This window comes from Pseudomonas sp. EA_105y_Pfl2_R69 (assembly GCF_963970915.1).
GTDB lineage: Bacteria > Pseudomonadota > Gammaproteobacteria > Pseudomonadales > Pseudomonadaceae > Aquipseudomonas.
Map to the genome: position 1 here is coordinate 502,935 of NZ_CAXAOO010000002.1, position 14,351 is coordinate 517,285.

Consider the following 14,351-nt stretch of genomic DNA (forward strand, 5'->3'; position numbering starts at 1 on the left):
ATTTCACTGCGCCAGGCCACCCGCCAAAGGTCGTGGTGGGGCGGCCTGATGAGTGCCCAGCCAGCGCTGCAGCACCCGCTGCAGGTCGACGCGTTTAAAGGGCTTGGCCAGGTAGTCGTTCATTCCGGCTTCCAGGCAGGTTTCTCGGTCGCCCTGCAGGGCGTTGGCGGTCAGGGCGATAATCGGCACCTCGGCGCAGCCCGGCAGTCGGCGGATCTGCCGGGTGGCTTCGTAGCCATCCATGATCGGCAGGCGGCAATCCATCAGGATGCCGGCAAAGGCCTGCTGGCTGGCGCGGTGTACGGCCTGGGCTCCGTCGGCGACCAGCTGGACCTGGTAACCGAGGCTGCGCAGCATGGCCTCGATCACCGTCTGGTTGACCGGGTTGTCTTCGACCAGCAGCACCTCCTGGCCCAGGCCCTGGGCCGTATCCCAGGGTTGCTCCAACAGCACCTGGCGCGGTTGCTGGGAGAAGGGCAGCGGCACTTCCAGAGTGAATACCGAACCTTGTCCCTCCTGGCTATGGGCCCGCAGGGTACCGCCCATGCGCTCGGCCAGGGTGCGGGCGATGGGCAGGCCGAGCCCGGTACCGCCGTAACGTCTTGAAATAGATGTGTCGGCCTGCTGGAACGCGTCGAACATCTGTTCCAGGCGCTGCGGGGAAATGCCGATGCCGCTGTCATGCACCGCGCAGCTGAACCACAGCACCTGGTTGTCCAGGGCCTGCCAGTGGGTTTCCACGCGGATGCTGCCGGCTTCGGTGAACTTCAGCGCGTTGCCGATCAGGTTGACCAGGATCTGCCGGATCCGCGTCGGGTCGCCTTGCACCTCCAGCTGTTCCAGGCCGTTCTGGGTCTCCAGGTGCAGCTGCAGGCCGCGTTGCTGGGCGCTGTGCTGGAACACCTGGATCGAGCTCTGCAGCAGTTCCGGCAGATTGAACGGGATGCGCTCCAGTTCCAGCGCGCCGCGTTCGATACGGGAGAAATCGAGAATATCGTTGATGACTTTCAGCAGGTGCTCGGTGGACTCGGTGGCCAGGGCCGCGTACTCCTCCTGCTCCTTGCTCAGCTCGGTGGTTTCCAGCAACTGCAGCATGCCCAGCACCCCGTTCATCGGGGTGCGCAGTTCATGGCTCATCATGGCCAGAAAGTCCGACTTGGCGCGGTTGGCCAGCTCGGACTGTTCGCGGGCCTGAATCAGCAGGGCCATGGCCCGCTGCTGCTCGGTGCTGGCGCGGGCCAGACCGTTGGCCAGGTTGTTGATATGGCGGGCCAGGGCGCTCAGTTCACCGTCGCCCACTTCCGGCAGGGTGGTCTGGTAATTACCGGCCTGAATGGCGCTGACGGCTTCGCCCATGGCGCTCAGCGGCTGCGACAAATGGCGGGCCAGGCGACGGGCGAGGAGAAAGGTGAGGATCAGGGCGAAGAATGCCAGCAAGGTGGCCTTGAGCAGAATTTCCTGCTGGCGGGTATTGAAGGCGTCATTGGACATGCCGACTACTACATGACCGAGGTAGTCGGTACTGGGCGCATCCAGGTCGTTGCGCCGCTCATAGAACGCGGCGCTATTGAGTTCGGCGCGCTGCAGGCGAATCGGGGCCTGGAAAATCTCCACCTGTGCGCTGGCCTGGCCGCTGCCCGGTGCCTGCTCGACATATACCAGGATATTGCCGGCGTGATCGCGCACCTCGAGAAAACGCACATGCGGGGTTTTCAGGGTGGCCTGCAGCAGCGATTCGAGCACCTGCAGATTGCCGGAAATCACCCCGTACTTGCTCGCCGGGGCCAGTTGGCTGGCGATCAGCTGGCCGTTGTGGTTGAGCTCATGGCGCAAATCCTGCAAACGGGCAAAGGTGAAAAAACCGGTCAGCAGCAGGGTCAGCAGCAGGGCAGGGCCGACGCTGATCAATTGTGTGCGGGTATGAATATCCCAGCCACGGCGCAGCTTCATGGGGTACCTCCGTGTAACCTCGGACCGTGCGAACTAAGGCCATGGTTCCATGGGCCTGCGGGGCCGGCCAAGGCCGGTAAGCCTGGCCTGCGCCCATGACGAGGCGCTTGGGTACTGTAGATCACGCAACAACCTTGTCGGCGTTTAAATGCAGCATGGTAACCGAGGCCGAGGGCTTTGCCAGCGTCTGCGCGGCTGCGAAACACTGGTCGCTGCCTCTCAGCGCCGTATAATGCGCGCTATTCGCCACTTTGAATGGCCTAACACGGATGCCTTATGACTGATCAGCACCCCATCGCCGTGCTCGGCGGCGGTAGCTTCGGCACTGCGCTTGCAAACCTGCTGGGCGAAAATGGCCAGCCTGTACTGCACTGGATGCGCGATCCACAGCAGGCCGAGGCGATTCGCCTGACCGGTGAAAATCCTCGTTACCTCAAGGGCATCAAGGTCCACCCGAGGGTGCAGCCGGTAACCGATCTGCCCGCCACCCTGCAGGCCTGTCAGCTGATTTTCGTGGCGCTGCCCTCCAGCGCCCTGCGCCAGGCCCTGCAGCCGGTGGCCGAGCTCTTGAGTGGCAAGCTGCTGATCAGCACCACCAAGGGCATCGAGGCGCAGAGTTTTCTGCTGATGAGTCAGATCCTCGAGGATATCGCCCCGCAGGCGCGCATCGGCGTGCTCTCCGGCCCCAATCTGGCGCGGGAAGTGGCCGAGCATGCGTTGACCGCCTCGGTAGTCGCCAGCGAGGACGAAGACCTCTGCCAGCAGGTCCAGGCCGCGCTGCATGGCGGTACCTTCCGCGTCTACGCCAGCGGCGACCGCTTCGGCGTCGAACTGGGTGGTGCCCTGAAGAACGTCTACGCGATTATTGCCGGCATGGCCGCGGCCATGGGCATGGGCGAGAACACCAAGAGCATGCTGATTACCCGCGCCCTGGCGGAAATGACCCGCTTCGCGGTCAAGCTGGGGGCCAATCCCATGACCTTTCTCGGCCTGGCCGGGGTCGGCGACCTGATCGTCACCTGTTCGTCAGCGAAAAGTCGTAACTATCAGGTCGGTTTCGCCCTGGGCGAAGGGCTCGGCCTGGACGAGGCGGTGGAGCGTCTGGGCGAAGTGGCGGAAGGGGTCAACACCCTGCGCGTGCTCAAGGCCAAGGCCGAGGAACTGGAGGTCTATATGCCGCTGGTTGCCGGCTTGCATGCCATTCTGTTCGAGGGTCGCACCCTGGATCAGGTCATCGGCGCACTGATGAGTGGCGACCCGAAAACCGATGTCGACTTTATTCCTGCCACTGGCTTTTAACGATTTGCCTGTCCGACGCGTTCAAGGAGATAGCCATGAGTGATGACAACCAAGAGCTGCAGCGTGAATCCATCCTGCTGCGCATTCTCTGGATGGTGCTGTTCACCATCGTCTGGCAACTGGCGGAGCTGCTGCTGGGGGCCGTGGTGCTGCTGCAACTGGGCTACCGGCTGTTCTACGGCGCACCGAATGCCGGCCTGCTCGGTTTTGGCGACAGCCTGAGCCAGTACCTGGCGCAGATCGGTCGCTTCGGCACCTTCAACAGCGACGAGAAGCCCTGGCCGTTCGCCGACTGGCCAACGCCACAAGCGCCCCAGGGCGAAGCCCCGCACAGCGTTCCAGCGGCCGCGCACCCGGTGCGCGACGAAGAGCCCAAGCTGTGAGGGCGGGCTGGTGAGGCTCTGGCTGCTGCGCCATGGTGAAGCCGAACCCAGTGCCCGCAGCGATGCCGAGCGCCGGCTGACCGAGCATGGCTGCCGGCAAGTACGTCAGGCCGCCGTACAGCTGCAGGGGCGGCCGCTGCGGACCATCCTGGTCAGCCCCTATGTGCGTGCGCAGCAGACCGCGGCTCTGGTCGTCGAGAGCCTGGGCTTTAGCGGGCAGCTGCAGACCGTGCCCTGGCTGGTGCCGGAAAGCGATCTGCGCCAGGTCCTGCGGCAGCTCGATGGCTACCCGGTCGACGAGCTGTTGCTGGTCACCCATCAGCCCCTGGTGGGGGCGCTGGGCGGGCTGTTGATCCACGGTCATCGCCAGCAGCCCTTGGCCATGCAGACCGCCAGCCTGGCCGAACTGGAAGGCGAAGAGGTGGCCGCCGGCTTGATGGATCTGCTGGCCGTGCTGCACCCGCAGCACGGCTAACAGGCCTTGGCACCTATGCCGTTTTCCTAGCCGGTGCGGCACCACTTTCCCCCTGAGAGTGCCACTACACACCGAAACATTTCTCCTCTTGCGGCTCGCCTTTGTGCGTGGAATAGTCCGACCAAGCAATTGCTTGGTCGGCTCCACAAAAACAACAAAGGAGGGCACCCTGTGGCTGAAACAATCCGTTTGCCGCTGGAGATGTTTTACCAGCGCGAGGCACGACACCCACATAAACGCTATATGGTTCAGCCGCTGCCGGGCGGTCAGCTGCAGGAGCTGAGCTGGGCCGAGGTCGGCGAGCAGGCGCGGCGTGCCGCCAACTGGCTGCGCAGCCGGGAGCTGCCCCAGGGCAGCCGCGTCGCGATCATCTCCAAGAACTGCGCGCACTGGATCATCAGCGACCTGGCGATCTGGATGGCCGGACATGTCTCGGTGCCGCTCTACCCCAATCTCACCGCCGATTCCGTCAATCAGGTGTTGCGCCATTCCGAGGCGGCGCTGGTGTTCGTCGGCAAGCTGGACGACTGGCCGGCCATGGCCCCCGGGGTGCCGCAGGATGTGCCGACCATCGGTCTGCCGCTGCGTCCCCAGGGCGAGTTCAGCTTTACCTGGGATGACCTGCAGGCCTGCACGCCGATTCAGGACGACCCCAGGCCGGCCGCCGAGCAGCTCGCCACCATCATCTACACCTCCGGCACCACCGGTACACCGAAAGGGGTGATGCATCACTTCAGCAACTTCGGTTTCGCCGCCAGCCACGCCACCGAACTGTTCGGCGTCGGCGAGAATGACCGGGTGCTGTCCTATCTGCCGCTGTGCCACGTGGCCGAACGCATGTTTGTCGAGCTGGCGTCGATCTATTCGGGGCAGACCATATTCTTCGCCGAAAGCCTGGAGACCTTCCTCGAGGATCTCAAGCGTGCGCGGCCAACGGTGATCTTCGGTGTGCCGCGGATCTGGACCAAGTTCCAGATGGGGGTCTACAGCAAGATGCCGGCCGAGAAGCTGGATTTCCTGCTCAAGCTGCCGATCATCGGCCGCATCGTCGGTAAAAAGGTGCTGGTCGGCCTGGGCCTGGATGCGGTGCGCTATGCCCTGTCCGGCGCGGCACCGGTGCCCGAGGCGCTACTCAACTGGTACAAGCGCCTGGGCCTGGATGTGCTCGAGGTCTACGGCATGACCGAAAACTGCGGTTATTCCCATGTCTGCCGCCCGGGCCGCTTCAAGCAGGGCTGGATTGGCCAGAACAGCCCCGGGGTGGAGGTGCGTATCGCCGAGGATGGCGAGGTCCAGGTGCGCAGCGGCGCGACCATGCAGGGCTATTACAAGGACCCGGAGAAAACCGCGGAAACCATCACCGCCGATGGCTTCCTGCGCACCGGCGACAAGGGCGAGCAGGACGCCGAAGGCAATCTGCGCCTGACCGGGCGGATCAAGGAAATCTTCAAGACCAGCAAGGGCAAGTATGTGGCCCCGGCCCCCATCGAGAACCGCCTGGCCGAGCATTCTCGGATCGAACAGGTGTGTGTGGTGGGCGATGGCATGGCTCAGCCCATGGCGCTCTGCGTGCTCTCCGAGGTCGCCCGCGGCGAGGCCCGTGACGAACTGGAAAACAGTCTGAAAACCCTGCTCGCCGCGGTCAATCAGCGTCTCGACAAGCATGAGCGTCTGCAGCGTCTGGTGCTGGTCAAGGAGGTCTGGGCAGTGGACAACGGCTTCCTCACGCCGACCCTGAAGATCAAGCGCGCCGTCGTCGAGGGTACCTATGGCGAGCGTTTCGCCGAGTGGACCGAGCGCAGCGAAGCGGTGCTCTGGCACGACTGATTCAACCTGCCGGCCGGCTTGGCCGGCCCCATCCCCCAAGGAGCTGGATAACCATGGCCCTGTGGCAGCAACCCCCCGATCTCAAGCAGCTCAACGAGACCCTGAAAAACACCATTGGCGAACAGCTGGATATCCGTTTCGAGTCTTTCGACGACGTGTCCATCAGCGCCAGCATGGTGGTCGATCCGCGTACCCACCAACCCTATGGCCTGCTGCATGGCGGCGCATCGGTGGTGCTGGCGGAAACCCTGGGCTCCACCGCCAGCTATCTGTGCATCGACAGCAGCAAGTTCTACTGCGTCGGCCTGGAGGTCAACGCCAATCACCTGCGCGGTTTGCGCAGCGGCCGGGTCACGGCGGTGGCGCGGGCGGTGCACCTGGGCCGTACCACCCATGTCTGGGATATTCGCCTGAGCGGCGAGGACGGCAAACCCAGCTGCATCTCGCGCCTGACCATGGCCATAGTGCCGCTGGGCGAGAAGGGACCGGCACAGCGCTAGAACCTTTCCAAAGTCTGCTGCGCGTCGGCCCTGCTGCGTTAAAAACAGGCTCGGAATGCTCATGTACAAAAGTACACTCCGCTTCCTCGCCTGTTTTTGCCTTGCATGGCTCTAGCTCGCGAGACTTTGAACAGGTTCTTCGTGCTGCCGAACCAATAACCCGTCAGTGTCGAGCGCAACTGGCGGGCCTCCCATCAGCTTTGGCTATAGTGCCGTCATTCACTGGCCGTTTTGTCATTGCCGTGTGGCAGTAGCTGCCGGACAATCCCCAAGACTTTTTCGCATAAGCCAGCCCCATGACCCAGTCCGTGTTCTTCGCCCATGCCAACGGCTTCCCCTCGGCCACCTACGGCAAGCTGTTCAACGCCCTGGCCCCTGACTACCAGGTGCAGCACCTGGCGCAGCATGGTCATGACCCGCGCTTCCCGGTGAACGACAACTGGGGCAACCTGGTCGATGAATTGATCCATCACCTCGAACAGAGCCCGCAGCCGGTCTGGGGCGTCGGCCATTCCCTGGGTGGCGTGCTGCATTACCATGCCGCCTTGCTGCGCCCCGAACTTTACCTTGGGGTGGTGATGCTCGATTCACCGGTGCTGACCCTGGCCGACAAGATGGTGATCCGCGCCGCCAAGCGCTTCGGCTTTATCGACCGTATTACCCCGGCCGGCCGCACCCTGGGGCGGCGCGAGGAGTTTCTCGACCTGGCCGAGGCGCGCGGTTATTTCGCCGCTAAAGGCCTGTTCCGCCGCTTCGATCCGGAATGCCTGGAGGCCTATGTGCAACATGGCCTGCAAGCGGTGGGCAATAGTCTGCGCCTGCGCTTCGATCCGGCCACCGAGATCAGCATCTACCGCAGCGTGCCGCACACCAGTCCAGGCCGTCCGCAGCAGTTGGCGGTGCCGCTGGCCATGGTCCGCGGCCGCCATAGTCGGGTGGTGTTGCCGCACCATGCGCATCTGGTGCGACGGGTGCCGCAAGGCGAATACCTAACCCTGCCGGGCGGCCATATGTTTCCCCTGGAACGCCCTCAGGACACCGCCGAACTGCTCAAGCAGCTGTTCCGGCGCTGGGCTGGACAGCACACAAGTGAGCACAGCGCATGAGCCTGAACTTTGAAGAGGTGCGGCTCAGCCTGCCGCATACCGAACTGGCGGCCCATCTTTACGGCCCCGCGGATGGGGTGCCGGTGATCGCCCTGCATGGCTGGCTGGATAACGCCGCCAGCTTCGCCCGCCTGGCCCCGAAACTGCCGGGGCTGCGCATCGTCGCCCTGGATTTTGCCGGCCATGGCCATTCCGATCACCGTCCGCCAGGGGGCAGTTACGCCATCTGGGATTACGCCCATGACGTGCTGCAAGTGGCCGAGCAGTTCGGCTGGCAGCGCTTTTCCCTGCTCGGCCATTCCATGGGGGCGATCGTCTCGGTGCTGCTGGCCGGAGCCATGCCCGAACGGGTCGAGCGTCTGGCCCTGATCGACGGCCTGATGCCCTACACCGGGGAAGCCGACACGGCTCCGCAGAAGCTCGGCGAGGCGCTGCGCGCGCAACTGGCGCTGGCCGGCAAGAGCAAGCCGGTGTACGCCGAGTTCGACCGGGCGGTGCAGGCGCGTATGCGCGGGGTCGGCGCGGTGAGCTTTGATGCCGCCGAGCTGCTGGCCCAGCGCGGCCTGATGCCGGTGCCCGGTGGCTACACCTGGCGCACCGACAGCCGCCTGACCCTGCCATCGCCGTTGCGCCTGACCCGCGGCCACGCCCAGGCCTTCGTTCAGGGCCTGCAGTGTCCGGTCAAGCTGATCATGGCCGAGCAGGGCATGCTGCATGCCCAGCCTAGTATCGCCGCGCTGCTCGAGGGTTTGCCGATCGAGGTCGCGACGCTGCCCGGCGGCCATCACCTGCATCTGGATGACGAGAGCGGAGCCGAGCTGGTCGCAGACTGTTTCAAAGCTTTCCTGGGCGTGCCTTGACTTAGCCAAGGCAACTGGGGAAAGGTGTGGTCGATAGCCATGGAGATTCGCATGATCGACCTGTATACCGCCGCCACTCCCAACGGCCATAAGGCGTCTATTGCGCTGGAAGAGCTGCACCTGCCCTATAGCGTGCATGCGCTGAGTTTCGACAGGAAGGAGCAGAAAAGTCCGGCCTTCCTCAAGCTCAACCCCAATGGCCGTATTCCGGCCATTGTCGATCGCGACAACGACGATTTCGCCGTGTTCGAGTCCGGTGCCATCCTGCTCTATCTCGCCGAGAAGACCGGCCAGTTGATCCCCAGCGATGCCAAGGGCCGTTCGCGGGTGATCCAGTGGCTGATGTTCCAGATGGGCGGCGTCGGCCCGATGCAGGGCCAGGCCAATGTGTTCTTCCGCTATTTCCCGGAAAAGCTGCAGGGCCCTATCGACCGTTACCAGCATGAAACCCGCCGCCTCTACGAAGTGCTCGACAGCCGCTTGGGCGAAGCCGAGTATCTGGCCGGTGACTACAGCATCGCCGATATCGCCACCTATCCCTGGGTGCGTGGTCATGACTGGTCCGGCGTCTCGGTCGAGGGCCTGGAACACCTGCAGCGCTGGATGGCGGCACTCGCCGAGCGGCCGGCGGTACAGCGCGGCCTGCTGGTGCCGCGGCGAGAAGACGATGGCGACAAGGTGGTCAAGGCCGCCCAGTCGATGTTGATGCAATGAGGCGGCCCATGCGTTGTTTCAGTGCCCTGGCGTTGCTGATCCTGAGTGCTCCGCTGTGGGCCGCCGATGTCGCCGGCAGTCGAGACCTGGAGGTGCTGCTGCGCTTCCCCGGCAGCCAGATTGTCGATTTCAAGGAGTCCGCGGAGCAGGAACGGATCTATCCGCAAGGGGCGATTAGGAGGATCAGTGGCAAGTTGCGTTACGAGCGCGAGGTGACGGCCCGGGGCGCACTTACCGCGCTGACCTATGAGCTGCCGCGCAGTCATTCGGCCGATGAGGTGTTTCGCGCGGCCCGCGAGGCCTTGCAGGCGCAACAGGCCGAATTGCTCTACTGGTGCGAGGGCCGCGAGTGCGGCTCCAGCAGCCTGTGGGCCAATGCGGTATTCGACAATCGCATCCTGACCGGTTCGGATGATCAGCAGGCCTATGTGCTGATGCGCCTGGCCGAACCGCGACAGGACAGCCTGCTGGCGCTATACAGCATCACCCGCGGCAATCGCCGTGCCTACCTGCATGCCGAGTTGCTGAGCGCCAGTGCACCGCTCAGTGAGGTGCTGCCGAGCCCGGCCACCCTGCTGCGGCAACTGCGCGAGAGCGGTGAGCTGAGCCTGCCGAAACAGACCGAACCGAGCGAGGCCTGGGTGGAGCTGCTGAGCCGCAGCCTCAACCTCGACAGCACCTTGCGGGTCAGCCTGGCCGGCAGCGTCGCCGAGGCCTGGCGTACCGCGCTGATCGACAAGCGGGTGCGGGCCGCCCGCCTGGAACTGGGCGATGCCGACGTGAGTGGTTTGCGGATCAGCGTGCTGCGTTAGCCGGTAGATGGGTTATATCTGCAAAGGCTCTGCGCTCAGGCGCAGAGCCTTTTCTCGTTTTTTCTGGGGTATGGAGTCGTAAACGTGGCCAATAACGATCGTTTGCTGGTGCAGATTCTGCTGCTGGGCCTGCTGGGTGCCAGCCTGTGGGTGCTGGCCCCCTTCTGGTCGGCGCTGTTCTGGGCTGCGGTGCTGTCCTTCGCCAGCTGGCCGGTGATGCGCGTCCTGACCCGTCTGCTCGGTGGTCGGCAGGCCCTGGCCGCAGGCTTGCTGACCCTGACCTGGACCGTGGCGGTTGCCGTGCCGCTGGTGATGCTGGGCTTCAACCTGGCCGATCACATCAAGGACATCACCGCCTTGCTCAAGGACTTTCAGGTCGAGGGCCTGCCGCCGGCCCCGGCCTGGCTGGTCGGCGTGCCGCTGGTGGGGGAAAACCTGGCCAGTTTCTGGCAGACCGTCGATCAGCAAGGGGCGGCCTTTTTTGCCACCGTACGGCCCTATCTCGGCCAGGTTGGCAACTGGTTGCTGGCGCGCAGCGCGCAGATCGGCGGCGGCATGCTGGAACTGGCCCTGAGCCTGGTGCTGGTGTTCTTTTTCTACCGTGACGGTCCACGCCTGGCGGCCTTTGCCCACAGTCTGCTGGAGCGCCTGATCAATGACCGCGCCGAGCACTACCTGGAACTGGTGGCCGGCACCGTGCAACGGGTGGTCAACGGCGTCATCGGGACGGCGGCGGCGCAGGCGCTGCTGGCCTGGATAGGTTTTATGATTGCCGGCGTGCCGGGGGCGCTGATCCTCGGCATTCTCACTTTCGGTTTCAGTCTGATCATGGTGCCGCCACTGATCTGGGGGCCTGCGGTGATCTGGCTGTTCTGGCAGGGCGAGCTGGGCATGGCGATCTTTCTGTTGATCTGGGGCTTCTTCGTCATCAGCGGGGTGGACAATATCCTCAAGCCCTACCTGATCAGCCGCGGTGGCAATCTGCCGTTGATCGTGGTGCTGCTCGGGGTGTTCGGCGGCATTCTGGCCTTCGGCTTTATGGGCCTGTTTCTCGGCCCGACCCTGCTCGCCGTGGCCTATAGCCTGCTCAGTGACTGGGTGGCGGACAAGGCTCCGGCGGCAGTCGAGCTACCGCGCGAGCCTCACTGATCGCCGCGTTCGTACCTGTCCAGGGTGTCGCTGGCGATCTGCCGGCCGAGCATGATCAGTTCGGGGGCCTTGTAGAACTCGAAGAAGCGGCAGGCGCGTTTGGGTACGTTGATCAGGATATCCGGCGGATAGCCGGCGATCTTGTACTGCGCCAGCGAGGTCTGCATCACCTCGAAGCTCTGGTTGATCAGCTCCAGCAGGGAGGCCGGGCCGCTGAGGTCGGCTACCCGTGAGCCGCTGGCGGATTTTGGCGCGGCCTTGTCACCGCTGTTGCGCGCATGCTGCTGCCAGGGGTTTATGGCCTCGGCAGCCTGGAGCTGCGACTGATCCTCCAGTAGCAGCAGTTCGTCGTCGCTGGCGGATTTCCATTTGAAATTGGGCAGGCGCGAGCCCAGCGAACTCATCAAGGCATCGATACGGCTTTTCAAGGCAGGCGGGCGTTCGATCACCGGCAACTCATAATGCAACTGGTTGGTCGAGTTGAGGTTGACCGCGATGATCAGGTCGCAGTGGCTGGACACCACCGGGATGATCGGCAGCGGGTTGAGCAGGCTGCCGTCGACCAGCATGCGATTGCCCTGAATGACCGGGGTAAACAGGCTGGGAATCGCCGCGGAGGCGCGCATGGCCTGGTGCAGGCAGCCTTCCTGGAACCAGACTTCCTGCTGGTTGGTCAGGTCGGTGGCCACCGCAGTAAAGGGGATCGACAGGTCTTCGATATTGATTTCGCCGATCATCTCGCGGATCTTGCCGAACACCTTCTCGCCGCGAATCGCCCCCAGGCGAAAGCTCACATCGAGCAGGCGCAGTACATCCAGATAGTCCAGGCTCTGGGTCCAGTCGCGGTAGTCGTTGAGCTTGCCGGCGGCATAGATGCCGCCCACCACCGCGCCCATGGAACAGCCGGCGATACAGGCGATCTCGTAGCCGCGGGCCTCCAGTTCTTCGATCACACCGATATGCGCATAACCGCGCGCGCCCCCGGACCCCAATACCAGCGCAATGCGCTTGCTCATAAAAACCTCCCCCATACCTCAATCGTTCGAACATACGCGCAGCAGTGCCCGCCGCCAAGGCACGATTTGCTAGAATCGCCGGCCTGTCACCCCGGATACGAGCGTGCAATGAGCAAGCCCATACGTTTGACCCAGTACAGCCACGGTGCTGGCTGTGGCTGCAAGATTTCCCCCAAGGTGCTGGAGGTGATCCTGGCCGGCAGTGGCGCGCAGAACCTCGACCCCAAACTCTGGGTGGGCAATGCCTCGCGCGACGATGCCGCGGTGTATGGCATAGACGAGGAGCGCGGGGTGGTATCGACCACCGATTTCTTTATGCCGATCGTCGACGATCCCTACGATTTCGGCCGTATCGCCGCCACCAACGCGATCAGCGATATCTACGCCATGGGCGGCGACCCGCTGATGGCCATCGCCATCCTCGGCTGGCCGGTCAACCTACTGGCCCCGAAAGTGGCTCGCGAAGTGATCCGCGGTGGCCGCTCGATCTGTGACGAGGCCGGCATTGCCCTGGCCGGCGGCCATTCCATCGATGCCCCGGAGCCGATCTTCGGCCTGGCCGTCACCGGGCTGGTGAACAAGCGCCATATGAAGCGCAACGACACCGCGACCGCCGGTTGCCGGCTGTACCTGACCAAGCCCCTGGGTATCGGCATCCTCACCACCGCCGAGAAGCAGAGCAAGTTGCGCCCCGAGGATGTCGGCCTGGCGCGGGACTGGATGTGCACCCTGAACAAGCCCGGCTCGCGCTTCGGCAAGCTGGCGGGGGTCATGGCCATGACCGACGTCACCGGCTTCGGCCTGCTCGGCCACCTGGTGGAGATGGCCGATGGCAGCGGCCTGAGCGCGCGCATCGAGTTCACTCGGGTGCCGCGCCTGCCTGGCGTCGACTATTACCTGGAGCAGGGCTGCGTGCCCGGTGGCACCCAGCGCAATTTCGACAGCTACGGCGAGAAGATCGCGGCGCTCGGCGAGCAGCACAAGCAGCTGCTGTGCGATCCGCAGACCAGCGGTGGCCTGCTGGTGGCGGTCACCCCGGAAGGCGAGGCCGAGTTCCTCGCCGTGGCCGCGGAGCTGGGCTTGTCCCTCGCACCTATCGGTCAGTTGCTCGAACGACAGCAATACGCGGTCGAGGTGCTCTGATGCGCGACAACAGCAGCGACTACCGCAGCCTGTTTCTCAATGCCACGCCGATGATGGATGCCCGCGCGCCGGTGGAGTTTGCCAAGGGCGCGTTCCCCGGGGTGATCAACCTGCCGCTGATGGATGACGCCGAACGGCAGCGGGTCGGCACCTGCTACAAACAGCAAGGCCAGCAGGCGGCCATCGAGCTAGGCCATCAACTGGTGTCCGGCCCGCTCAAGGCCGCACGCATTGAGGCCTGGGCCGCGTTTGCCAGGGCCAATCCCGAGGGTTATCTGTATTGCTTTCGCGGCGGCCTGCGCTCGCAGATCGTCCAGCAATGGCTCAAGGAGGAGGCGGGCATCGAGTATCCGCGGGTGATCGGCGGCTACAAGGCGATGCGCAGCTTTCTCCTGGACACCACCGAGCAGGCGGTGGCGCAGTGCGATTTCGTCCTGGTCGGCGGCATGACCGGCACCGGCAAGACCGAGGTGATCGCCCAGTTGGCCAATAGCCTGGATCTGGAAGGCCATGCCAACCACCGCGGTTCCAGCTTCGGCAAACGCGCCACCGGCCAGCCGGCACAGATCGACTTCGAGAACGCCCTGGCCGTGGATATCCTGAAAAAGCGCGCCAGCGGTCTCGAGCAGTTCGTGCTGGAAGACGAGGGGCGGATCATTGGCAGGTGCTCGCTGCCGCTGGACCTGTATCAGGGCATGCAGGCCTTTCCCCTAGTCTGGCTGGAAGACAGCCTGGAAGGGCGTACGGAACGCATTCTCAAAGATTATGTGGTTGATCTGAGCGCCGAATTTATCGCCCTGCTGGGCGAGGAAGAGGGCTTCAAGGCCTACGCCGAGCGTTTGCAACAGAGCCTGAGCAATATTCTCAAGCGCCTGGGCGGCGAACGCTACCAGCGGCTGGCGGCGATCATGGACCAGGCCCTGCTGGAGCAGGCTGCCGGTACCGGGTTGGATACCCATCGCGGCTGGATCGAAGCGCTGCTGGTGGAGTACTACGATCCCATGTATGTGTATCAGCGCGAGAACAAGGCCGGACGCATCGAGTTCGTCGGCGAGCAGGCCGCAGTGGTGGAGTTCCTGCAACAGCGTGGCACCCGCTAGAACCGGGCACTTTTGCC

At 64.1% G+C, this 14,351-nt stretch carries 14 protein-coding genes; 12 read left to right on the forward strand and 2 right to left on the reverse strand.

Annotation, left to right across the window (positions count from 1 at the left end; all coding sequences use genetic code 11):
• Window positions 1-3 precede the first annotated feature (3 nt).
• Entirely contained in the window at window positions 4-1,950 is a 1,947-nt protein-coding gene (locus tag AACY13_RS08205) for an ATP-binding protein (protein ID WP_339460652.1), read from the reverse strand.
• Between the two features lie 276 nt (window positions 1,951-2,226).
• On the opposite strand from AACY13_RS08205, the gene AACY13_RS08210 reads away from it, so the two are divergent.
• The 10 genes from AACY13_RS08210 to AACY13_RS08255 all read left to right on the forward strand — a co-directional run bounded on the left by AACY13_RS08210 (window position 2,227) and on the right by AACY13_RS08255 (window position 11,075).
• Window positions 2,227-3,249: an NAD(P)H-dependent glycerol-3-phosphate dehydrogenase gene (locus AACY13_RS08210; protein ID WP_339460654.1), complete on the forward strand. Its 1,023-nt coding sequence runs from the start codon at window positions 2,227-2,229 to the stop codon at window positions 3,247-3,249.
• Window positions 3,250-3,284: 35 nt separating this feature from the next.
• Window positions 3,285-3,632, forward strand: a complete 348-nt coding sequence (locus AACY13_RS08215) for a DUF4389 domain-containing protein (protein WP_339460655.1) — start codon at window positions 3,285-3,287, stop codon at window positions 3,630-3,632.
• 10 nt (window positions 3,633-3,642) lie between these two features.
• Entirely contained in the window at window positions 3,643-4,107 is a 465-nt protein-coding gene (sixA, locus tag AACY13_RS08220) for a phosphohistidine phosphatase SixA (RefSeq protein ID WP_339460656.1), read from the forward strand.
• A 201-nt stretch (window positions 4,108-4,308) separates the two neighbouring features.
• The gene (locus tag AACY13_RS08225) at window positions 4,309-5,934 is read left to right on the forward strand and encodes an AMP-binding protein (protein ID WP_339460966.1); all 1,626 of its coding nucleotides are present in this window, start codon (window positions 4,309-4,311) and stop codon (window positions 5,932-5,934) included.
• A gap of 53 nt (window positions 5,935-5,987) precedes the next feature.
• Window positions 5,988-6,434 (forward strand): hotdog fold thioesterase, encoded by a 447-nt coding sequence (locus tag AACY13_RS08230; RefSeq protein ID WP_339460657.1) that lies wholly within the window; start codon window positions 5,988-5,990, stop codon window positions 6,432-6,434.
• Between the two features lie 296 nt (window positions 6,435-6,730).
• Complete coding sequence (locus AACY13_RS08235) at window positions 6,731-7,540, forward strand: alpha/beta fold hydrolase (protein ID WP_339460659.1); 810 nt, start codon at window positions 6,731-6,733, stop codon at window positions 7,538-7,540.
• On the forward strand, window positions 7,537-8,400 hold the full coding sequence (locus tag AACY13_RS08240; RefSeq protein ID WP_339460660.1) for an alpha/beta fold hydrolase: 864 nt from the start codon (window positions 7,537-7,539) through the stop codon (window positions 8,398-8,400). The genes AACY13_RS08235 and AACY13_RS08240 overlap by 4 nt, the downstream gene beginning before the upstream one ends.
• Before the next feature lie 51 nt (window positions 8,401-8,451).
• Window positions 8,452-9,114, forward strand: coding sequence for a glutathione S-transferase family protein (locus tag AACY13_RS08245; RefSeq protein WP_339460661.1), 663 nt, complete (start codon window positions 8,452-8,454; stop codon window positions 9,112-9,114).
• A gap of 8 nt (window positions 9,115-9,122) precedes the next feature.
• A complete protein-coding gene (locus tag AACY13_RS08250) occupies window positions 9,123-9,926 on the forward strand; it encodes a DUF4892 domain-containing protein (RefSeq protein WP_339460662.1) in 804 nt (267 codons plus the stop codon).
• A gap of 84 nt (window positions 9,927-10,010) precedes the next feature.
• Window positions 10,011-11,075 carry an AI-2E family transporter gene (locus AACY13_RS08255; protein ID WP_339460663.1) on the forward strand — a complete coding sequence of 355 codons (1,065 nt, stop codon included), beginning with the start codon at window positions 10,011-10,013 and terminating at the stop codon, window positions 11,073-11,075.
• Here AACY13_RS08255 and AACY13_RS08260 read toward each other — a convergent pair.
• On the reverse strand, window positions 11,069-12,091 hold the full coding sequence (locus tag AACY13_RS08260; protein WP_339460664.1) for a patatin-like phospholipase family protein: 1,023 nt from the start codon (window positions 12,089-12,091) through the stop codon (window positions 11,069-11,071). The two genes, AACY13_RS08255 and AACY13_RS08260, sit on opposite strands and share 7 nt — an antisense overlap.
• Window positions 12,092-12,199: 108 nt before the next feature.
• Between AACY13_RS08260 and selD the strand changes: the two genes are divergently transcribed.
• Window positions 12,200-13,234, forward strand: a complete 1,035-nt coding sequence (gene selD, locus AACY13_RS08265) for a selenide, water dikinase SelD (protein WP_339460665.1) — start codon at window positions 12,200-12,202, stop codon at window positions 13,232-13,234.
• The gene (mnmH, locus tag AACY13_RS08270; protein ID WP_339460666.1) at window positions 13,234-14,334 is read left to right on the forward strand and encodes a tRNA 2-selenouridine(34) synthase MnmH; all 1,101 of its coding nucleotides are present in this window, start codon (window positions 13,234-13,236) and stop codon (window positions 14,332-14,334) included. The genes selD and mnmH overlap by 1 nt, the downstream gene beginning before the upstream one ends.
• Window positions 14,335-14,351: the final 17 nt, after the last annotated feature.

Coding starts and splice junctions, on each gene's coding strand:
- AACY13_RS08205 (WP_339460652.1), bottom strand. CDS start 1,950: ATGAAGCTGCGCCGTGGCTGGGATATTCATACCCGCACACAATTGATC.
- AACY13_RS08210 (WP_339460654.1), top strand. CDS start 2,227: ATGACTGATCAGCACCCCATCGCCGTGCTCGGCGGCGGTAGCTTCGGC.
- AACY13_RS08215 (WP_339460655.1), top strand. CDS start 3,285: ATGAGTGATGACAACCAAGAGCTGCAGCGTGAATCCATCCTGCTGCGC.
- AACY13_RS08225 (WP_339460966.1), top strand. CDS start 4,309: ATGTTTTACCAGCGCGAGGCACGACACCCACATAAACGCTATATGGTT.
- AACY13_RS08230 (WP_339460657.1), top strand. CDS start 5,988: ATGGCCCTGTGGCAGCAACCCCCCGATCTCAAGCAGCTCAACGAGACC.
- AACY13_RS08235 (WP_339460659.1), top strand. CDS start 6,731: ATGACCCAGTCCGTGTTCTTCGCCCATGCCAACGGCTTCCCCTCGGCC.
- AACY13_RS08240 (WP_339460660.1), top strand. CDS start 7,537: ATGAGCCTGAACTTTGAAGAGGTGCGGCTCAGCCTGCCGCATACCGAA.
- AACY13_RS08245 (WP_339460661.1), top strand. CDS start 8,452: ATGATCGACCTGTATACCGCCGCCACTCCCAACGGCCATAAGGCGTCT.
- AACY13_RS08250 (WP_339460662.1), top strand. CDS start 9,123: ATGCGTTGTTTCAGTGCCCTGGCGTTGCTGATCCTGAGTGCTCCGCTG.
- AACY13_RS08260 (WP_339460664.1), bottom strand. CDS start 12,091: ATGAGCAAGCGCATTGCGCTGGTATTGGGGTCCGGGGGCGCGCGCGGT.
- selD (WP_339460665.1), top strand. CDS start 12,200: ATGAGCAAGCCCATACGTTTGACCCAGTACAGCCACGGTGCTGGCTGT.
- mnmH (WP_339460666.1), top strand. CDS start 13,234: ATGCGCGACAACAGCAGCGACTACCGCAGCCTGTTTCTCAATGCCACG.